Origin of the sequence: Bradyrhizobium sp. HKCCYLRH3099, from assembly GCF_051167855.1 — a bacterium.
Taxonomy (GTDB): Bacteria; Pseudomonadota; Alphaproteobacteria; order Rhizobiales; family Xanthobacteraceae; genus Bradyrhizobium.
Window position 1 is genome coordinate 229,097 of the sequence record NZ_JBNPTW010000007.1, and the last position, 19,224, is coordinate 248,320.

The following is a 19,224-nucleotide window of genomic DNA, read 5'->3' on the forward strand; positions in this document are numbered from 1 at the left end:
AGATATTTGTAAAGTGTGACAAGTTTTCCGCGCAATGTCTGGTCCGCTGTCGCAGCGCGCTTACAACAGGTCCCAGGTTGTCCTTAACCAAGGGATCACGGACATGAACTTCCAACCGCGTGGACTGAACGACCAAGCTCTCCAAGGCTCCTCGTCCTACCAGGCCGAGGTCGAGGCGGCGCGTGCGCTGCTCGAGGCCAACCCGACCTGGAATGGTGTCACCGCCGAGGCCGTGGCGCGCATGCGCCTGCAGAACCGCTTCAGGACCGGTCTCGACGTCGCCCGCTACACCGCGTCCGTGATGCGCGCAGACATGGCCGCCTACGACAAGGACAGCACCAAGTACACGCAGTCGCTGGGCTGCTGGCACGGCTTCATCGCGCAGCAGAAGCTGATCTCGATCAAGAAGCATTTCGGCAAGACGGACCGCCGCTACCTCTATCTCTCCGGCTGGATGATCGCGGCGCTGCGCTCCGAGTTCGGTCCACTGCCGGACCAGTCGATGCACGAGAAGACCTCGGTCCCCGCGCTGATCGAGGAGCTCTACACCTTCCTGCGCCAGGCCGACTCGCGCGAGCTCAACGATCTCTTCCGCACGCTGGACGCGGCCCGCAAGGCCGGCGACAAGGCGAAGGAGACCGAGATCATCGCCAAGATCGACGGCTTCCAGACCCACGTCGTGCCGGTCATCGCCGACATCGACGCCGGCTTCGGCAATGCCGAGGCGACCTATCTGCTCGCCAAGAAGATGATCGAGGCGGGCGCCTGCGCGCTGCAGATCGAGAACCAGGTCTCCGACGAGAAGCAGTGCGGCCATCAGGACGGCAAGGTCACCGTGCCGCATGACGTCTTCCTGGCCAAGATCCGCGCCTGCCGCCACGCCTTCCTGGAGCTCGGCGTCGAGGACGGCATCGTCGTCACCCGCACCGACTCGCTCGGCGCTGGTCTCACGCAGCAGATCGCGTTCTCGAGCCAGCCGGGCGATCTCGGCGACCAGTACAACAGCTTCCTCGACTGCGAGGAAGTGACGCCCGAGACCGCGCGCAGCGGCGACGTCATCATCAACCAGAACGGCAAGATGATGCGTCCGAAGCGGCTGCCCTCTAACCTCTATCAGTTCCGCCCCGGCACCGGCGAGGACCGCTGCGTGCTCGACTGCATCACCTCGCTGCAGAACGGCGCCGACCTCCTGTGGATCGAGACCGAGAAGCCGCATATCGAGCAGATCGCCAAGATGGTCGACCGTATCCGCAAGGTGATCCCGAACGCCAAGCTCGCCTACAACAACTCGCCGTCGTTCAATTGGACCCTCAACTTCCGTTGGCAGGTCTATGACGCGATGAAGGAGGCGGGCCAGGACGTCAGCAAGTACAACCGCGCCGAGCTGATGAAGGCGGAGTACGACGACACCCCGCTGGCGAAGGAAGCCGACGAGCGCATCCGCACCTTCCAGGCGGATTCGGCCAAGCGCGCCGGCATCTTCCATCATCTCATCACGCTGCCGACCTATCACACGGCCGCGCTGTCGACCGACAACCTCGCCCGCGAGTACTTTGGCGAGCAGGGCATGCTGGGCTACGTCAAGAACGTCCAGCGCGCCGAGATCCGCCAGGGCATCGCCTGCGTCAAGCACCAGAACATGGCTGGCTCGGATATCGGCGACGACCACAAGGAGTATTTTGCCGGCGAGAAGGCCCTGAAGGCTGGCGGCGCGCATAATACGATGAACCAGTTCGGCTGAGCTCTGCCGGGTGAATCGCTGAACTGATGAGACCCGTCTGGAGCGGCAACGCTCCAGGCGGGTTTTGCTGTTGCGCGGAATTTCCAGGGCGCTCTTCGAATCCCTATCGACGAACACACTGCTCATCACCAAGGTGCTCCGGCTTCCGATCTCAACCCTCATGGTGAGGAGCGCCGCCCTTGCGGCGCGTCTCGAACCATGAGGCCACAGTCGGGCCTCGCCCTTCGAGACGCCCGCCTGCGGCGGGCTCCTCAGGGTGAGGAGAGAAGGCCGTGGTCCGGGTCGCCATCTTCCTCCTCGGCTGGACCTCCTCACCGCTCGCTCAGCGCCAGCCGAGCCCCGAGCAACGCAAAGCCACCAGCAAACGCCCGGCGCAGCCATGTCATCACCCGGGGCCGGGAGACGACGCGATCGCGCACCGCGGCCGCGAACAGGCCGTAGACCACGAACACCGCAAAGGTCATCGCCATGAACGTGGCCGACAGCTCCAGCATGGCGGCGAGCGGATGCGCCTCGTCGGCGGCGATGAACTGCGGCAGGAAGGCGAGGAAGAAGATCGACAGTTTTGGATTAAGGATGTTGATCAGGAAGCCGGTCAGCACCACACGCACGGCCGAGCGTGCATCCGCATCCTGCTTGTCATCATCCTTGGCCTCCACGGACAGCGCGCCGCGCTCGCCGAGTGTCTGCCAGGCCATGTACAGGAGATAGGCGACACCGCAATATTTCAGCGCGGCAAAGGCCAGCGCGCTGGTGTGCAGCACCGCCGCGAGGCCTATGATCGCAGCCAGCATCGCCGGGATGATGCCGAGCGTGCAGCCGAACGCCGCGGCGACGCTCAGGCGCGAGCCCCGCGTCAGCGCCACCGCGAGCGTATAGAGCACGCCGGTTCCGGGCGAGGCGACCACGATCAGCGAGGTCAGCAGGAAGGCAGTGGACATCGGAGGCTCCCGGGTTCGCGGCCGCGAGGGCGGCCGGCGTCTGTGAAATCAAAACCCAACATTCCATGCCGCGCCGTCGGACGATAGCGGGCCGCGTTTCACGTGGCCGAGAACCGCCCGGGCATGGCGCGGGCCGACACCGCGGCGCACGAGGGACATCAGGGCAGGGGACGCGTTCGACCGTCATCGCGGCGCGTTCGCGCCCGAATTTGTCCGGTCGTCTCGCCCTCCAACAAACAGAGGGCGCGGGGAATGCCGGGCTGCTGGCCGCAACCCATGGCCCGCCTGCAGACAAGAAAGCAGGCGGCAGTCACCACAGGTTCAGCCGACATCCGGCATTCCCCGCGCGGTGGTCTTAACATTTATACGCGATCTCCCCGGTGTCCGGCTTGATAGCCACCGTCGCCCCGAGGGGTCATCATCCCCCAGGACTTGGCGCCAGCATCGGGGCGCCAGGACCACGCGATTTCATGTCCGCGACCGGCTGTTCGTCCGCACGCAAGGCGCGCTGCAACCAGCTCGCGGCCACCGCTCCCCGCACCCTACGTCCGTGACGATCGCGATCCGCCCCTCTCGAGGAGCACGGGATGCGGACAGTCAATCATAAAATTCGGAAAAAGTGAAGTCAAAAATTTCTCGGAACGGGACTGGACAGGGGTGATCGTGTTGAGCGCGCTGGCGGAATAATTTTTCCGACGCATGCGGTCCGGTGCCGCCGCGGAGACCTTTGCCGGGCTCGCTCAGGGGCGCCACGTCGGAGGCTGCAACTAGGCTTGCCGCAAACACTCGGCCTCGGGTCGTCCGCGCGATTGGCAATCCTCATATTTGGCTAACAGGAGCAGGACTATCAGGACAGCGATCAGCGCCATGCACGCGAGTGCAAGACGATTGTCCGCCTTCATCGATGATCCTCTCAGCAGTTCGGCCTGCGCCCAACTATCACACGGGTCCGAAGCGCCGCCGGAGCAGTTTCGATACCGGGGCACGGTTGCGACTGTGTCCTGCCCGCAACGTCATCGGTTTTTGATAATCGCTCTATTCTCCCCGAGGTTGCGGCTATTGTTCCCCCGGACGGCCCCTGCTACCGCTGATCGACGACAGTAGGGGTACTGTGGGGGCTGAAATGAACGGTTTGCGTCGGATGGCCAGCGGGCTGGCCATCATGGGAGCGGCGTGTCTTGGCGGCTGTGCCGCGCCGCTCGCGGTCAACAACGTGACCGACATCAGGTCGACCACGGGTAGCCGAGGGATCGACGTCTACGAGACGAAGCGCCGAACGGATCCAAGCGCGCCCGATTTCGCCGGCGACCAGCTCGTGGAAGTGCGGACGTTCCACAATCCCGAACAGAGCGGCGAGGTCGAGATGGCCGGGGCCTCCTGCTCATTGGAAGCCTCCGGTTTCACCGCAACCATGACCAGCCCCGCCAAGGTGCGCGTGCCGCTCTACCGCGGCCAGTCGAGCACGCTGGCCGTGACCTGCCAGAAGCCCGGCTATCAGAAGCGCATGATCACGGTCGCGCCCTATGACGCAACACGCCAGGCGCGCCTGGCCAGCGGCGCCAACGGCGGCATCCTCGGCGCGGTCATCGTCGCCGGCATCGACGCCGCCGCCGACAACACGAAGAACGACTGGCGTTATCCCGTGGCGAAGGTGGTGTTGGAGGCTGATGCGCCGTCCGGGAGATGAGGGACGGAGCTGTCGTCGCTGAGGTGACGGCAGTTGCGGGCGGGCGGGTTACCGAGTTTCGCGCGACAACGCACTCGATCGAAGCACAGAAACGATTTCGGAATTACCGCAGATCTAAAAAAGCTGAGTACATTTCATCCCCCACTATTCCTACCACTCCGTGCGCTTGAGGATGAGCTTGGCCATAGGTCGACAGCTGCGAATGCAGCAGCGGCTACCCACCTTGAGGCTCCGTAGTTGGATTCACCGGGAAGAGCGGCAGCTTTAAAATAGCTCGGAGTGGGCCTGCGCGACGTACGAAAACGGAGATCTAGGCTTGCGTATCGATTGAAGACCGATGTCGGACGTGAATTTGAGAGCCGATTTAGCAGCCGCGACCGTACCAACAATGCCGGCAAGGATAGTCTGGGACGTACTCATGTTCATGTAGTCGGCGCCGAGTACTCCGCCGAGAGCCCCTGCGACAAGCTCAAATGGTTTAAGATCAAGTGCCATTTTCTTGCTCGCGAGCCGGACCGGAAATTGCCATTCGCTAGATACACGAAGAGCATCGCCACAAGCTTTATCTATATGCTTTGTTAGCTCTCTAAGTTCGGCAGCTGAATCGCTTGCGGATACCAATCTGGCGCCTAGAGCGTCGATTTCGGTCCGGAGTGCTTCGAATTCGGCGTGACGCTTCCGCTTGAATTCTAAGATCTCGTTAAGAGGTACATCCTTATCAGGCACTGGAATTGCTCGGATAAGCTCGATTCCTAGTCCGCCAAAATGCGTCGTCTCACCGGCTGATGCAAGAAGAACGCCAGTGTTTTGACACAGATCCCAGATTCCTTTGCCGGTACTTTCGCGCTTTTGAAACTCTTGAATTTGCGACCGAACAAACGGTTCAGCTGTATCTGTGCTGGAAACGAAGTTGTAGCGAGGTCGCTCGAGAACCCCAGTTGTTTCAAGAAATTTAGTGTCTGAGTTGCCGGCGGCAAAGATGAAGTTGTTGGAAGGCCAGACTAGCTTGTCCCAAAAGAGAAGGGCGTAACGTAGCTGCTGGGATTCAATGCTGGCGCTTACCCGCGTCCCTTCCGGACCCTTTATAATCTCGGAAGTTATGATCAGGCCGCGTATCGGCTTTCCGTAACTCGGATCTTGTTGTTTTCGTCGTTTCGACTCGCCCACTTCAATTTCTCTGCTGATAGAGGGGGAAGATGACAGTGCAATTGATAAGATCGCTAGAGATTGTGGAGAGTACTAACTTGCTCCTAATGCATTCGCGCCGTGCTATGGAAAGAGCTGATCCTGCCAAATACAACGAAGGGTCGGGGAAGAAAACAAAAAAAAGGCAACTTCAGATAGTGCCCCCCCTAGCGGCCATACAGTCCAGCGGTGTTTTGGACTAACGTCCGCTGGGGTCATGGCCAGCTCCATGACGGTGGCGGTGCATGAAAGTCTTGAGCTTAGAAGCCGAGCGCGCTGCGTCTTACTCGCTTACGACCGCTGATCAGGCTCCCGCCGCCTTGCCAAGGTCGCCAGCCGCGCCTTGATCTCCTCGATCGAGACCGGCGTGAAATCCCAGCAGTCGACGCTGACGTCGCAGCATTGGCTGTCACCCGGGAGGCGGCCGTGGCTGTGCCCGTAGAGGTGGAGGGCGCCGTGGTGGGACTTCGACCACACCCGCAGGCCGTAGTGACAGAGCGTGACGTGCGTGCCGTTGGGCAGCGTGATGTTGCGCAGGCTCTCGATGCTGGCCCAGAGATGGCGGGCGGCCTTGACGCGTTTCGAATTGTCGTGATTGCCGAGCGTCAGATGCATCTGGCCGTTGAGGCGGCGGAGGTAAGGCTCGTGGTCGGCGAAGGCGAAATCGCCGAGGTCGTGGACGATGTCGCCCGGCCTCACCACCTTGTTGTGGCGCTCGATCATGATCTTGTCCATCTCAGCGACAGAGGAGAACGGGCGCTTGGCCAGCTCGATGATACGGGCGTGACCGAAATGGCGGTCAGCCGTGAAGAAGATGTTGATGGTTGGTCGTCTCCGCATTCCTCCGCGTCGGGCGGGGGATCGTGGTGGGGATAAGGAAGGGTGGTGAGCGCGCCGGGACTCGAACCCGGGACCCCATGATTAAAAGTCACGTGCTCTACCGGCTGAGCTACGCGCTCGCTTCCCGTGGAAGCGGTGTGACGGCTGGACCGTCACTGTCCGGATCTTCGGCAGGTGTCCATCAGAACGCTGGAGGCGTCGCCGTGGTTTACTGCGGGTTTCGGGAACGGAGTGGTCAAACCCCGGCCGTGGGCCGCGTCCTGTCGTGGGCGCTGTGTAGGGGGTGGGTGCGGTCGGGTCAATAGGCGCGCGTGGCGACCCACAGACCGGCGGCGGGATCGATCGGGGCTGTGCAGGCGGGGTGCCGGGCGGCGGCGGTGTGGCCGCAGGGTGACAGGCGGACCCAAACAGGGGCTGGCGGCCGCGAAACGCTTCGATTGGCGGCCGTTCTCCCGTTAGCGTTTGTTTCCGAATGTGACTGTGCATGGCCCGTCCTGGCGTCCGCCGCCCGGCCATCGCTCGAGGAAACGACATGATCCAGCCCCATCGCGAATTTTGGCCTGTGCTGGGGGGCTTGCGATTCCTGCTGGCGATGTGGGTGCTGTTCGACCACACCTACAATTTCGGGCCCGCCGAGCGCGCCATTCCGGTCCTGACCCGGAGCGGCCTGATGGCGGTGATGTGCTTCTTCGTCATCTCCGGCTTCAGCATCCACCATTCGATCGCGATGCGGCCAGAGGGCTATCTCCGCCGGCGGCTGCTGCGGATCCTGCCGCTGAACGCGCTGGCGGTCGGCATCGGCTGGTTCGGCTGGTCGGTGCTCGGCCTGTCCGGCGGCTACGGCACGCCGCCGGTGCCGCCGAGCGTGTGGCAGTTCATCGGCTGCCTGCTGCTGCTGGAGGCGGTCTTCCCGATCATGATCGGGTTTCTGTATCCCGCATGGTCGCTGTCGATCGAGGCTGTGTACTACCTGCTGGCGCCGCTGTTCCGGAAGCTGGAGGGGCGGCCGCACGTGCCGGCGCTGATGATCGCATCCAGCGTGCTGTTCGTCGCCTGGCCGCTGTTCCGCAACGAATATGTCGCCGGCCGCAGCTCCTATTGGCTGACCGGCATCGTGATGCTGTGGGCGTGGCTGGCGGGCTGGATCGCCTATGCGCATCCCGGCCATCGGCGTTACCTGGCCTGGCTCGGCCTCGCCGGGCTGGCGTCGATCGCGACCCAGGCCCGGTTCTTCGATGTCACCAATGTCAGCTCGGCGGCCGTCAATGCCGTCGCCTGGATCGGCACCTTGATGCTGGTGTTTTATCGAATCGGCGATGCCGGCGGCCGGGTTGCGGCCATGTTCGACTATCTCGGCGAGATCAGCTTCCCGCTGTACATCCTGCATTACCCCGTGCTGTTCGTGGTCAGCAGCTCGCTGTTCAAGGCTTATCCGGACCTGAACTCCGGCGTGACCCACGTCGTGATCTCGCTCGCCGCCGCCGTGCTGGCCTATCACTTCGTGGACAAGCCGCTGCGCAAGCCCGGCGCGGGCGTGGGGCAGGGATTGCGCGCCTGGGCTGGCCGGCGGAGGGCGGCGGACAGCGGACGCGGCGAGCTGGCCGAAGCCGCGCCACGGCTCGGCGCGAGCTCCTGATCGCGCCTTTCGGCGGACGCCTCGCGCGGCTCAGACCTTCTCCGGCACCTTGGTGGCCGCCGCGCTCAGCGGCGCCGGCTGGATCGGCTGCAGCATGCCCGGGCCCGCCAGCTCCGGCACCCAGACCGGGCGCAGGCCGATCAGCTCGGCGGTGCGGACCCTGGTGTAGCGCCAGAACTCGAAGGAGTTGATGCGCGACATCTCCAGCACGGCGATCGCGACCGCGGACAGGAACGGCAGGCTCTCCAGGATCAGGACGGCGGCGAAGATGTAGAGCTCGGTGATCGCCAGGTAGTTGGTGGTGATCAGGATGGCGGCGCCGATCAGGAGCAGGGCGCCGATCACGGCCTCCCAGAACGCCTGGAATTCGATCGACATCCGCGACAGGCCCCCCTTGGACGTCCGGGCGAAGGCGAGGTGCTCGGTGATCAGGCCCTGCGCCACGGCGCGGCTGACCGTCCATTGCACCGACATCGCGGCGATCATCGCGCCGAACATCTGCCAGGGCCGGACCGCGACGCGCAGGCGGTAGAGGATCAGGAAGTGCGCGAGCGAGACCACGAAGGCGGCGATGATCGGGATGGTCAGGATCCTGTCGGGGATGGCGATGCCGGCGAAGGCCACAATCGGCACCCAGATCAGGTTGAGGATCGCCACGACCACGCCGAGGCTCTCGGCGCCGAGCCAGTTGAGCCAGCCGAGCGAGAACTCGCGCTTCTGGTCCGCGGTCAGCCGGCTCTTGCCGGGCAGGAAGCGGCGCCAGTGCTTCTTGACGATCTGGAAGCCGCCATAGGCCCAGCGATGGCGCTGCTTCTTAAAGGCCTCGTAGGTGTCGGGCAGCAGGCCCGAGCCGTAGCGGGTGGCGGTGTAGTGGGTCTTCCAGCCGAGCTCCTGGATGGCCAGCCCGAGGTCGGTGTCCTCGCAGATCGTGTCGCTCGACCAGCCGCCGGCCATGTCCATCGCGGCGCGGCGGATCAGGCACATCGTGCCGTGCACGATGATCGCGTTCTCCTCGTTGCGCTGGACCATGCCGATGTCGAAGAACCCCGCATATTCGCCGTTCATGATGTAGTGCATCAGCGACAGATCCTCGTCGCGATGCTCCTGCGGCGCCTGCACCAGGCCAACGGCGGGATCGGCGAAGGCCGGCACGAGGTCGGACAGCCAGTCCGGCGTCACGACATAGTCGGCGTCGATGATGCCGATGATCTCGGCATCGGCCGCGGTGCGCTCCATCGCGATGCGCAAGGCGCCGGCCTTGAAGCCCTTGACCTTCTCGGCGTTGATGAACTTGAAGCGCTCGCCGAGCATGCGGCAGTGATCCTGGATCGGCTGCCAGAACGCAGGGTCAGGCGTGTTGTTGATGATGCAGACGACCTCGTAGTTCGGGTAGTCGAGGCGCGCCAGCGCATCCAGCGTCTGCTTCATCATGTCGACCGGCTCGAAATAGGCCGGCACGTGGATCGAGACCTTCGGGCAGTAACCTTGCGGCATCGCGGCCCGGTCGCGGGCGACCTTGTCGCGGGTGAGCAGCCGGCGCGGCGCGCGGCCGAAGGCGATCGCGGCGATCTCCTCGATGCGGGCCATCGCGATCAGGATCAACGGCACCAGCAGGATCAGGCCGAGAGTCAGCGCGAAGGTCGAGCCCCAGACAAAATAATGCGTGTTCCAATAGGCGAAGACGTTGGAGACCCAGGCGCCGACGCCATGCGCCGTGATCGCCAGCACCATCGCCTGCATCATTGTCGGCTGGCGCAGCCGCACGATCGGCAGCGACAGCAGCACGCCGACGAGCAGCGCGATGGCCGCGAGCTTCCAATAGTCCGGGTTCACGATCGGGCCGGTCCAGGAGAACTTGGCCTCGCGCGAGGCGGTGAGCAGGCCCCAATAGGGACCGACGCCGCCCTCGAAATATTTCCAGGGCACGTCGATGCTCTCGACGATGTTGTAGTCCATGCCGATGGCTTCGGCGCGGGCGACGAAGTTCCGCAGCACCCAGGCCTGCTGAAACGGGCCGGGATCGGAGATGCCGCGATTGTAGCCCTGGCTGGGCCAGCCGAACTCGGCGATCACGACGCGCTTGCCGGGGAACTTGTCGCGCAGAACCTGGTAGCGGTCGACCGCCTGGTCGACGGCCTGGGTGCTGTTGAAGAATTCCCAATAGGGCAGCACGTGCGCGGCGATGTAGTCGACGTTGGAGGCGAGCTGCGGGTAATCGCGCCACAGGTTCCAGATCTCGCCGGTGGTGACCGGAACGGTGACCGACTTCTTGACCCGCTTGATGTAGTCGATCAGCTCGTCCGGCTTGAGCTCGCCGCGGTACAGCGTCTCGTTGCCGACGACGATGCCGATGACGTTGCTGTTGCGGCGGGCGAGCTTGATCGCGGTCGCGACCTCGTTCTCGTTGCGGATCGTGTCCTTGTCGAGCCAGACGCCGAGCGTGACCTTCAGCCCGGCCTCGGCCGCCAGCGGCGGCACCTGCTCGAGGCCGCCGGTCGACGAATAAAGCCGGATCGCGCGCGTCATCGTCGCGAGCTTCTTCATGTCCGCCCGGATGCGCTCCGGCGAGGCGACGGTGTCGACGTCGGGATGCGCGGTGCCTTCGTGCGGATCGTAGGAGACGCTCGGCAGCATGCCGGTGAAATCCGGCGCGCTCTGCTTGGTTTGCAGGACGCCCCACAGCGCGGCATGGGCTGCGGTGACGAACAGGATGACGGCTGCGATCAAGCGCATCTGGCGGGACACCGTGGCGGGCGGGAGAAAGAGGAGCGGCTGTTCCGGCGCGGGAACGCGCGGCGAACACCGGCAGTGCGCCCGTCCTGCGTGCTGCCCAGGCACGTCAGGCGAAGCGCGGCTTCGATCAGACACCGGCAGGTCCGTCATTGGCCTTGCCGGTGGTCACATTAAGGCGGGTTCATCACTGAACGAGCGCTGAACCGCCTGACAGATCGACGCCGAACCGCCTGCGACACGATAACGCTGCAGCGCGAATAGACAACTGCCGCAGGGCCGGATTCGTCCGGTCAGCCCTGCTGCGCGAGGCCGGGCAGGGGCCGCGCCCGGGGCAACCTATTGCTTCGCCGGCTGCGGCGAGGGCGCGGCCTGCGGCGCGGCCGGCTGGGCGGCCTGCGGCGCGGAGCCGGCGGGCGCCGGGGGCGCGGCCGGCGCCGGCGCGGCTGCGACCTGCGGCTTGGCTTCCGGGTTCACCCAGCAGGTGTGCACATGGTTGTTCAGCGAGTTCGGTACCTTGTCGTCGATCTGGCCGACGAAGCGCGTCAGGCAGCGGAACGACGCCTGGATGTGGCCGCCGGGGCAGCCGAAGCGGTCATAGAGGTCGAGGTGGCGGAAGGCGGTATCGAGGTCGTCGCGGTACATCAGCTGCACCACGCGCCGGCCGAGCCAGACGCATTCCGGATTGCCGGCCGGTCCGCCGCTCAGCGCCTGCGCGGCCTCGTTGAATTCATCGGCCTTGCGCTGGTTTTCCTTGAGATCGGCCGGGCTCGAGGCCTGCGGCTTTTGGTCCTGGGGGTGATCGTTGCCGCTCTGGGCGAAGGCGCCGGGGACGCCGACCAGGACCGCGAGGCCCACGGCCGCAACCAGGCGCGAAACCGAAAACTTGGACTGGAGCACGCGTCGACCCATAAATTCCCCGATTGTTGCCTTCATGCCGTCCCCTGGGGGACGCAGTATTGATGCCGATCAAATCGGCCCCGATTGCGGCGGGAGGTTGATTCCGTCCGTCCCATGCCGTTCCTAAAATGACGTTCCTAACGGGCGCATGAACGGCACCTCAGAACTTCGAGCGCGACGGGCAGATCAACCGGGGATTCCCAATGACCGGAATCTCGGATTTTGTCCAGCAACGCGCCAACTTTCTCGCCGCATCGTAAAGGCCTGATTGGAGACGGGGAGGGCGCCACGTCAGCCTCCGCGGATCGCCTAGCCGATCGCCTGTTCGATCGCCTACTTGGCAGATCGCCGCCGACCGGGTAATCGACACCACCTGCCTGGAGACACGGAACTGAAATCCCTCCCTACGCCGCTGGCGCTTCTGCTCGTATCCTTGGGTGTCATCGCCGCGGCCTGGTGGTGGCTGGCCAAGCCCATCACGCTCGCCCGCGCGCCGATCGAGCTCGATTCGAAGGTGCAGTGCGTCTCCTACGCGCCGTTCCGGGGACAGCAGAGCCCGCTCGATCCGACCACGCATATCGATGCCGAGCAGATCGAGCAGGATCTGGTGCAACTCGCCAAGATATCGGAATGCGTGCGCACCTATTCGATCGAGAACGGCCTCGACCAGGTGCCGGCGATCGCCTCCCGCGTCGGCATCAAGGTCATCCAGGGCATCTGGCTCGGCTCGAACAAGCTGAAGAACCAGCAGCAGATCGGCATCGCCGTCGACCTGATCAAGCGCTATCCGAAGGTCATCACCGGCGTGGTCGTCGGCAACGAAGTGCTGTTGCGCGGCGAGATGACGACCGCCGACCTCGCCGCGACCATCCGCAGCGTCAAGGCGCAGGTCCAGGTTCCCGTGACCTATGCCGACGTCTGGGAATTCTGGCTGCGCAACCGCGAGCTCTACGACATCGTCGACTTCGTCACCGTTCACATCCTGCCCTATTGGGAGGACATCCCGGTGCGCGCCAAATTCGCCGCCTCCCATGTCGACACCATCCGCCAGCAGGTCGGCGTGGCGTTTCCCGGCAAGGAGATCCTGATCGGCGAGACCGGCTGGCCGAGCGAGGGCCGCATGCGCGAGGGTGCGCTGCCGTCGCGCGCCAACCAGGCGCGCGTGGTGTCGGAGATCCTGTCGCTGGCCAAGCGCGAGAATTTCCGCGTCAACCTGATCGAGGCCTATGACCAGCCGTGGAAGCGCAAGCTCGAGGGCACAGTCGGCGGCTATTGGGGCCTGATCAGCGACGATACGCGCGCGCTGAAATATCCGCCGGGCGAGCCCGTCAGCAACTATCCGCTGTGGAAGATGCAGATGGGCGCCGGTATGATCCTGTCCTTCATCGTCTTCCTCGCCGGCTGGCTGACGGTGCGCCGCCGGCCATGGCCGCCGCACATCTCGGCCTGGATCGGGGTCGGAATTTCCGCGACCACCGGCGGCGTGCTGCTCGGCATGGCGGCCGACAAGATGTTTTATGAGAGCCTCGGGATCGGCGGCTGGCTGCAATGGGGCGCGCTGCTCGCGGCCGGCGTGCTGGCGCCGATCCTGGCGGCCAACGCCATCATGGCCGGCCGGCCGCTGCCGACCTTCCTCGACCTGCTCGGGCCGAATGACGGCCGCAAGCAGCTCAAGCTGACTTATGCGCTCGGGCTGGTGCTGGTGGTGACCGTGCTGATCGCGGCCGAGACCGCGCTCGGCTTCGTGTTCGATCCGCGCTACCGCGACTTTCCGTTCGCCAGCCTCACCATGGCGGTGGTGCCGTTTGCGATGCTGCTCGGCAACCGGCCGGCGGACGGCCCGCGGCCGATCGCGGAAGCGAGCTTCGCCGGCCTGCTGGCGATCTCCTCGGTCTATGTGATCTACAACGAGGGCCGCGACAATTGGCAGGCGCTGTGGACCTGCGCGATGTACCTGACCTTGGCGTTTACGCTGTGGCGGGCGCGGGCCGTGCAAAGCCGAGGATGAGCAGGCCGATCGCCAGGCCCGACAGCACGATGTTGTAGAGCACGATGCCAAGGCCGGCGGCGATCAGCCCGCCGGTCAGCAGCACGATCGACGGCCGCATCACGTGCAGCACCGCGATCACGAGAGCGGTGGCGCCGAACACCGAATTCTTGAACAGCGTGGTCGCGACCGCCCGGCTCTTGCAGGCGAGCGTCTGCATCCCTGCGTCGCAGGCAAGCGCGACGCTCGACAGCTCGATCGCGAGATAGCGCAGATAGAGGGCATAGCCGACGGTGACGAAGCCGACGATCAGGAGCCATTGCACCTGATACGGCGAGAGGCGGAACGGGGTCTTTTTCATGCGCGGGACTATGCTGCGGAACGAAGCTATCGACAAGCCGCAAAGCCGGTTCGCGGACTGCTTTCACAATCCGCTGCAACCGTCTTCGGAACCTCGATGATTTGAGCTTTCAGGAGCGGCGGAAGAACGACGACAGCGTCGAGGGCTGCTCGGGCTTCGGGGCTTCAGCCGGCGGCGGCGGAGGGGCCGCGGCAGGCGCCGGCGGCTCCTCGCGCTTGCCATGGCGCTGCTGGGCCTGCGGCGAGGGCGGGCGCCGGCGCTGCTGGTATGACTTCTGGGAGGCGGCCGCGGGGGTCGCCGGCTTGGCCGGCTCGGCCGCTTCGGGCTCGTCCCGGATGGCCAGGCGCTGGCCGTCATAGACGGTAGTCTCGCAAGGGCGCTGGCTCTCGGCAAGAGCGGCGCAGATCTTGGCTGCGCCCGCCGCATCGCCCAGGGGACCAGCCCCGAGCCGCAGCTGCATGCCCGGACCACTGCGGCCTTCCTTCAGGATGACGATGGGCCGGAGCGCGGCGAGATCGGCGTTGGTCTTGACGAGGTCCCGCCACAGCGCGCGCAGGCCCGCAAGCGAGTTGGCGCCTCCGAGATCGACCGCGAACTCGGTCTTTTCGACGGCGGTCACGGCGGTCTCGGCCGCATCGCTGCTTTTCGCGCTGGCAGTGTCCGCCGGCTCCGCCTTCGCGAGCTTGTCCGGTTCGGCCGGCTTGCCGGGCGCAGGTGCGACCGTCGCAGCCGAAGGCACGGGCGAAGCGGGGGCGGGCGTGGCGGCGGACGCGGGCTTCGCCGGCTCCCGGCCAGTCCGGTCCGCGCTCGCCATCGCCGATGGCGTGGCCGGCTGGCTCAGTCCGGCGGCTCCGCCTGGGATGGGCATGAACGGCGAGGCATTGGCAAAGGCCGGCAATGGAGCCGGTGCATTGGAACCGGGCGCCGGAGCGGGCGCCGGCTGCGTCTCCACGGTCGCGATCTGGGGGGCAGGCGCAGGCTTGCTGGCGGCAGGCGGCAGAGCGCTCGCCTGGGCGCTCTGCTTGGCGAGCGCTCCGGTGACGGAGTCCAGTCCCTGCTCGAGCACGGTGACGCGTGCGTAAAGCCGGTCGCGGTCGCTGTTCAGCGTCTCGATGGCCGCGCCGAGCTGGCGCGCCTCGCCCTGCGTCTCGCGGGCCAAGGACTGCAGCAGCTGCGCCTGGCGCGACAGCTCGGCCGCAGAAATACGGTCGTGCCGCCATCCCTGTGCGGCCTGGCTGGCGAACACGGCCAAGCCGACGGCACCGACCGCGCCCGCACCCCACCAGCCGAGCCGCCACATCGCGCGGCGGTCGAAGTCGTTTTCATCCGCAAACAGTCCGGACAGCGATCCGCCCGTCTTCTCAGCTCCATGCGCGACGACTGATTTGTGGGAGTCCTTAGCCATGAACCTGCCTTAATCGAATCACGAAGCGGACATTAACAGGAAAACCCGCATAGGTTTCAGCCGGTGCGGTTTGCCGCTGGCGGAAAACGCTTTATGACAGCGGCCGAAGACACCGGCCCAGGACTTCGACCCATGTGCCGCTCAGCTATCTCCCGGGGTGTTTGATGACCGCTCGTTCCAGTCTGACCATCGTGCTCGCGGCGGGAGAGGGCACGCGGATGCGCACGAGCGTTCCAAAGGTGCTGCATCCCGTCGCCGGCGAATCATTGCTCGCCCATGTCCTGGCGGCCACACCGTCAGGAGAGGGCGCCCGCGTCGCCGTCGTCGTGGGGCCTGATCACGCTGCGGTCGAAAAGGAAGCACGGCGGCTGCGCCCCGATGCCGACATCTTCGTCCAGCGTGAGCGGCTCGGCACGGCGCATGCGGTGCTGGCTGCCCGGGACGCGATCGCACGGGGCGCCGACGATGTGCTGATCGCGTTCGGCGACACGCCGCTGATCACAGCCGAGACGTTCGCCCGGCTGCGGGCACCGCTCGCGCAGGGCGCGGCGCTCGCCGTCCTCGGCTTCCGCGCGGCCGATCCGACCGGCTATGGACGGCTGCTGATGGATGGGACGAAGCTGGTCGCGATTCGCGAGCAGGCTGACGCAAGCGAGGCCGAGCGCGCGATCACGCTATGCAATGCCGGCGTGATGGCGATGGACGGCCGTCGGGCGCTGGCCATTCTCGACAAGATCGGCAACGCCAACAGCAAGGGCGAATATTATCTCGTCGACGCCGTCGCGATTGCGCGCGAGCAGGGCCTCGACGCTGTCGTGATCGAGACCTCGGAGGATGAGGTGCGCGGCATCAACACCAAGGCGCAGCTCGCGCAGGCCGAGGCCGTGATGCAGACCCGGCTGCGCCGCGCGGCGATGGACGCCGGCGTGACCTTGATCGCGCCCGAGACCGTTTATCTGTCCGCCGACACGACGTTCGGCCGGGACGTGACGATCGAACCGTTCGTCGTGATCGGGCCGGGCGTGTCGATCGGCGACGGCGCCGTCGTGCATTCCTTTTCCCACATCGTGCAGTCGACGCTCGGCCGCAACACGCTGCTCGGCCCGTTCGCGCGGCTGCGGCCGGGCACCTCGCTCGGCGACGGCGCGAAGATCGGCAATTTCGTCGAGGCCAAGGCCGCGGTGCTCGAGCCCGGCGTAAAGGTGAACCACCTGTCCTATATCGGCGACGCCCATGTCGGCGCCAACTCCAACATCGGCGCGGGCACCATCACCTGCAATTATGACGGCTTCAACAAGCACAAGACCCGGATCGGCGAGGGCGCCTTCATCGGCACCAACACCTCGCTGGTGGCGCCGATCAGCATCGGCGCGCGCGCCTATATCGGTTCGGGGTCGGTGATCACGCGCGACGTGCCGGATGATGCGCTGGCGCTGGAGCGCAGCCCGCAGACCACGAAGGAAGGCGCGGCCGCGCGTTTCCGGAGCGCGAAGTCGCGCTCCAAGAAATGAGATTCGCCCGTCAGTCCTTTTCGTCGAGGAACTCGGCGAACATCTCGCGCGTCAGCCGCCAGCCACGGCGGGTGGCGTGCTTGATCGGCTCATTGGTGTGATGCCTGATCGGCATCGGCTTGAGCTCATGCCCCATGGTCGGCGGCGGCCAGTGAGCCAGATGGCTTCCGGACGGGTGCGACAGGCTGAGCGAGGTGGTCCCCTTGGGATCAGTTGGGCGGCGGTTGTAGGTCATGGCGTCCTCTCCGACACGACAGTGTCGCCGTGGAAGCGTTGATCGGGCGTTAAGCCGGCGTTCAGCTACGCCTCCGCATCGAACCGGAGTTGCGCATTGGCCGGCGCGGTTAAGGCTTCCACTTAACCCTGTCGCAATCCGCAATAATTATTGAATCCTGAAAGCGCGCGGTTTTCGTTAAGACAATGCCACGCATTTGAATCTCTCTCGACGATTTGGGGACTAACGCGGATGTGCGGAATCATCGGGATCCTGGGACGCGGGCCGGTCGCCGAGCATCTCGTCGATTCCCTCAAGCGCCTCGAATATCGCGGTTATGATTCAGCCGGTGTCGCGACGCTCGAAGGCGATCATCTGGAGCGGCGGCGCGCCGAGGGCAAGCTCAAGAATCTCGAGAAGCGGCTGGAGCGGGAGCCGCTGAAAGGCCATGCCGGCATCGGTCATACACGCTGGGCGACGCACGGCAAGCCGACCGAGAGCAACGCGCATCCGCACGCGACCGCCAGTGTCGCAGTCGTGCACAATGGCATCATCGAGAACTTCCGCGAACTGCGCGCCGAGCTGGAAAAGCAGGGCGCCGCGTTCGAGTCCGAGACCGACACCGAGACGGTCGTCCACCTCGTGAACTCCTATCTCTCGAAGGGGCAATCGCCGCAGCAGGCGGTGGCTGCGTCACTGCCGCAGTTGAAGGGCGCGTTCGCGCTGGCCTTCCTGTTCAAGGGCCATGGCAATCTGCTGATCGGCGCCCGCAAGGGCTCGCCGCTGGCGCTCGGCTATGGCGACGGCGAGATGTTCCTCGGCTCGGACGCGATCGCGCTGGCGCCGTTCACCGACACGATCAGCTATCTCGATGATGGCGACTGGGTCGAGATCACCCGCGAGTCCGGCATCATTCATGATGCCTCGGGCGCGGTGGTGAAGCGCGACGTGCTGAAGTCGGGCGCGTCGTCGTTCCTGGTCGACAAGGCGAACTACCGCCACTTCATGGCCAAGGAGATCCACGAGCAGCCGGAGGTCGTCGGCCACACGCTTGCGCGCTACGTCGACATGGGCACCGAGCGCGTGATGTTGCCGGCGCGGCTGCCGTTCGACTTCAAGGACATTCAGCGCATCTCGATCACGGCCTGCGGCACCGCGAGCTATGCCGGCTTCGTCGCCAAATACTGGTTCGAGCGCTTCGCGCGCGTGCCGGTCGAGCTCGATGTCGCCTCTGAGTTCCGCTATCGCGAGGCGCCGCTGCGCAAGGGCGATCTCGCGATCTTCATCTCGCAGTCGGGCGAGACCGCCGATACGCTGGCTGCGCTGCGCTACGCGAAGTCGCAGGGAGTGCATACGCTGTCGGTCGTCAACGTGCCGACCTCGACGATCGCGCGCGAGAGCGAGATCGTGATGCCGACGCTCGCAGGTCCCGAGATCGGCGTCGCCTCGACCAAGGCTTTCACCTGCCAGTTGATGGTGCTCGCGGCGCTTGCGATTGCCGCCGGCCGCGGCCGTGGCGAGTTGTCGGAGGCCGACGAGACCAAGCTGGTGCATGGCCTCGTCGAGGTGCCGCGCCTGATCGCGGCGGCGCTGACGACCGAGCACCAGATCGAGAAGCTGGCGCGCGAGATCGCCAAGTCGAAGGACGTGCTCTATCTCGGCCGCGGCACGTCGTATCCTCTCGCGCTCGAAGGTGCGCTGAAGCTCAAGGAGATCTCCTACATCCATGCCGAGGGCTATGCCGCCGGCGAGCTCAAGCACGGCCCGATCGCGCTGATCGACGAGACCATGCCGGTCGTCGTCATCGCGCCGTACGACAAGGTGTTCGAGAAGACCGTGTCGAACATGCAGGAGGTCGCCGCCCGCGGCGGCAACATCATCCTGATGACCGACGCCAAGGGCGCCGAGGAGGCGACGGTGGAGTCGCTGGTGACGATCACCATGCCCGACATGGCCGCGACCTTCACGCCGATCGTCTACGCCATTCCCGTGCAGCTCCTGGCCTATCATACGGCCGTGGTGATGGGCACGGACGTCGACCAGCCGCGCAACCTCGCGAAGTCGGTGACGGTGGAGTAGGCCGCCG

Annotated in this window: 14 protein-coding genes and 1 tRNA gene; 6 read left to right on the forward strand and 9 right to left on the reverse strand. The window is 65.3% G+C overall.

Annotation, left to right across the window (positions count from 1 at the left end; translation table 11 throughout):
* Window positions 1–103 precede the first annotated feature (103 nt).
* Entirely contained in the window at window positions 104–1,741 is a 1,638-nt protein-coding gene (locus ACQR1Y_RS16895; RefSeq protein ID WP_434875976.1) for an isocitrate lyase, read from the forward strand.
* Window positions 1,742–2,052: 311 nt separating this feature from the next.
* Here the strand turns inward: ACQR1Y_RS16895 and ACQR1Y_RS16900 are convergent, their stop codons facing one another.
* Window positions 2,053–2,682: a LysE family translocator gene (locus tag ACQR1Y_RS16900; protein WP_434875977.1), complete on the reverse strand. Its 630-nt coding sequence runs from the start codon at window positions 2,680–2,682 to the stop codon at window positions 2,053–2,055.
* A 1,123-nt stretch (window positions 2,683–3,805) separates the two neighbouring features.
* On the opposite strand from ACQR1Y_RS16900, the gene ACQR1Y_RS16905 reads away from it, so the two are divergent.
* The gene (locus tag ACQR1Y_RS16905; protein WP_434875978.1) at window positions 3,806–4,369 is read left to right on the forward strand and encodes a hypothetical protein; all 564 of its coding nucleotides are present in this window, start codon (window positions 3,806–3,808) and stop codon (window positions 4,367–4,369) included.
* A gap of 264 nt (window positions 4,370–4,633) precedes the next feature.
* On the opposite strand, the gene ACQR1Y_RS16910 is transcribed toward ACQR1Y_RS16905, so the two are convergent.
* The 3 genes from ACQR1Y_RS16910 to ACQR1Y_RS16920 all read right to left on the reverse strand — a co-directional run bounded on the left by ACQR1Y_RS16910 (window position 4,634) and on the right by ACQR1Y_RS16920 (window position 6,513).
* Window positions 4,634–5,536 carry a DUF6236 family protein gene (locus tag ACQR1Y_RS16910; RefSeq protein ID WP_434875979.1) on the reverse strand — a complete coding sequence of 301 codons (903 nt, stop codon included), beginning with the start codon at window positions 5,534–5,536 and terminating at the stop codon, window positions 4,634–4,636.
* Between the two features lie 309 nt (window positions 5,537–5,845).
* On the reverse strand, window positions 5,846–6,394 hold the full coding sequence (locus ACQR1Y_RS16915) for a metallophosphoesterase (RefSeq protein ID WP_434875980.1): 549 nt from the start codon (window positions 6,392–6,394) through the stop codon (window positions 5,846–5,848).
* Between the two features lie 43 nt (window positions 6,395–6,437).
* Window positions 6,438–6,513: transfer RNA gene (locus ACQR1Y_RS16920), tRNA-Lys, on the reverse strand.
* 413 nt (window positions 6,514–6,926) lie between these two features.
* Between ACQR1Y_RS16920 and ACQR1Y_RS16925 the strand changes: the two genes are divergently transcribed.
* Complete coding sequence (locus ACQR1Y_RS16925) at window positions 6,927–8,030, forward strand: acyltransferase family protein (RefSeq protein WP_434875981.1); 1,104 nt, start codon at window positions 6,927–6,929, stop codon at window positions 8,028–8,030.
* A 30-nt stretch (window positions 8,031–8,060) separates the two neighbouring features.
* On the opposite strand, the gene ACQR1Y_RS16930 is transcribed toward ACQR1Y_RS16925, so the two are convergent.
* Together ACQR1Y_RS16930 and ACQR1Y_RS16935 are read right to left on the reverse strand one after the other, a co-directional pair.
* Window positions 8,061–10,763 carry a glycosyltransferase gene (locus tag ACQR1Y_RS16930; protein ID WP_434875982.1) on the reverse strand — a complete coding sequence of 901 codons (2,703 nt, stop codon included), beginning with the start codon at window positions 10,761–10,763 and terminating at the stop codon, window positions 8,061–8,063.
* Window positions 10,764–11,099: 336 nt separating this feature from the next.
* Complete coding sequence (locus ACQR1Y_RS16935; protein WP_434875983.1) at window positions 11,100–11,672, reverse strand: beta-1-3, beta-1-6-glucan biosynthesis protein; 573 nt, start codon at window positions 11,670–11,672, stop codon at window positions 11,100–11,102.
* 421 nt (window positions 11,673–12,093) lie between these two features.
* Between ACQR1Y_RS16935 and ACQR1Y_RS16940 the strand changes: the two genes are divergently transcribed.
* Window positions 12,094–13,668 carry a beta-(1-6) glucans synthase gene (locus ACQR1Y_RS16940; protein WP_434860797.1) on the forward strand — a complete coding sequence of 525 codons (1,575 nt, stop codon included), beginning with the start codon at window positions 12,094–12,096 and terminating at the stop codon, window positions 13,666–13,668.
* Here the strand turns inward: ACQR1Y_RS16940 and ACQR1Y_RS16945 are convergent.
* Together ACQR1Y_RS16945 and ACQR1Y_RS16950 are read right to left on the reverse strand one after the other, a co-directional pair.
* Window positions 13,628–14,008, reverse strand: a complete 381-nt coding sequence (locus tag ACQR1Y_RS16945; protein WP_434860796.1) for a hypothetical protein — start codon at window positions 14,006–14,008, stop codon at window positions 13,628–13,630. The two genes, ACQR1Y_RS16940 and ACQR1Y_RS16945, sit on opposite strands and share 41 nt — an antisense overlap.
* 109 nt (window positions 14,009–14,117) lie before the next feature.
* Window positions 14,118–15,413 (reverse strand): hypothetical protein, encoded by a 1,296-nt coding sequence (locus tag ACQR1Y_RS16950; RefSeq protein ID WP_434875984.1) that lies wholly within the window; start codon window positions 15,411–15,413, stop codon window positions 14,118–14,120.
* 164 nt (window positions 15,414–15,577) lie between these two features.
* Between ACQR1Y_RS16950 and glmU the strand changes: the two genes are divergently transcribed.
* A complete protein-coding gene (glmU, locus tag ACQR1Y_RS16955; RefSeq protein ID WP_434875985.1) occupies window positions 15,578–16,924 on the forward strand; it encodes a bifunctional UDP-N-acetylglucosamine diphosphorylase/glucosamine-1-phosphate N-acetyltransferase GlmU in 1,347 nt (448 codons plus the stop codon).
* Window positions 16,925–16,934: 10 nt separating this feature from the next.
* On the opposite strand, the gene ACQR1Y_RS16960 is transcribed toward glmU, so the two are convergent.
* On the reverse strand, window positions 16,935–17,159 hold the full coding sequence (locus ACQR1Y_RS16960; protein ID WP_434860793.1) for a hypothetical protein: 225 nt from the start codon (window positions 17,157–17,159) through the stop codon (window positions 16,935–16,937).
* Window positions 17,160–17,390: 231 nt separating this feature from the next.
* Here ACQR1Y_RS16960 and glmS point away from each other — a divergent pair, with 231 nt between their 5' ends.
* A complete protein-coding gene (gene glmS, locus ACQR1Y_RS16965; protein WP_434860792.1) occupies window positions 17,391–19,217 on the forward strand; it encodes a glutamine--fructose-6-phosphate transaminase (isomerizing) in 1,827 nt (608 codons plus the stop codon).
* Window positions 19,218–19,224: the final 7 nt, after the last annotated feature.

Excerpts from the sequence above, each read along its gene's own strand:
- ACQR1Y_RS16895 (WP_434875976.1), top strand. The coding sequence starts at position 104 with ATGAACTTCCAACCGCGTGGACTGAACGACCAAGCTCTCCAAGGCTCC.
- ACQR1Y_RS16900 (WP_434875977.1), bottom strand. The coding sequence starts at position 2,682 with ATGTCCACTGCCTTCCTGCTGACCTCGCTGATCGTGGTCGCCTCGCCC.
- ACQR1Y_RS16905 (WP_434875978.1), top strand. The coding sequence starts at position 3,806 with ATGAACGGTTTGCGTCGGATGGCCAGCGGGCTGGCCATCATGGGAGCG.
- ACQR1Y_RS16915 (WP_434875980.1), bottom strand. The coding sequence starts at position 6,394 with ATGCGGAGACGACCAACCATCAACATCTTCTTCACGGCTGACCGCCAT.
- ACQR1Y_RS16925 (WP_434875981.1), top strand. The coding sequence starts at position 6,927 with ATGATCCAGCCCCATCGCGAATTTTGGCCTGTGCTGGGGGGCTTGCGA.
- ACQR1Y_RS16930 (WP_434875982.1), bottom strand. The coding sequence starts at position 10,763 with ATGCGCTTGATCGCAGCCGTCATCCTGTTCGTCACCGCAGCCCATGCC.
- ACQR1Y_RS16935 (WP_434875983.1), bottom strand. The coding sequence starts at position 11,672 with ATGGGTCGACGCGTGCTCCAGTCCAAGTTTTCGGTTTCGCGCCTGGTT.
- ACQR1Y_RS16945 (WP_434860796.1), bottom strand. The coding sequence starts at position 14,008 with ATGAAAAAGACCCCGTTCCGCCTCTCGCCGTATCAGGTGCAATGGCTC.
- ACQR1Y_RS16950 (WP_434875984.1), bottom strand. The coding sequence starts at position 15,413 with ATGGCTAAGGACTCCCACAAATCAGTCGTCGCGCATGGAGCTGAGAAG.
- glmU (WP_434875985.1), top strand. The coding sequence starts at position 15,578 with ATGACCGCTCGTTCCAGTCTGACCATCGTGCTCGCGGCGGGAGAGGGC.
- ACQR1Y_RS16960 (WP_434860793.1), bottom strand. The coding sequence starts at position 17,159 with ATGACCTACAACCGCCGCCCAACTGATCCCAAGGGGACCACCTCGCTC.
- glmS (WP_434860792.1), top strand. The coding sequence starts at position 17,391 with ATGTGCGGAATCATCGGGATCCTGGGACGCGGGCCGGTCGCCGAGCAT.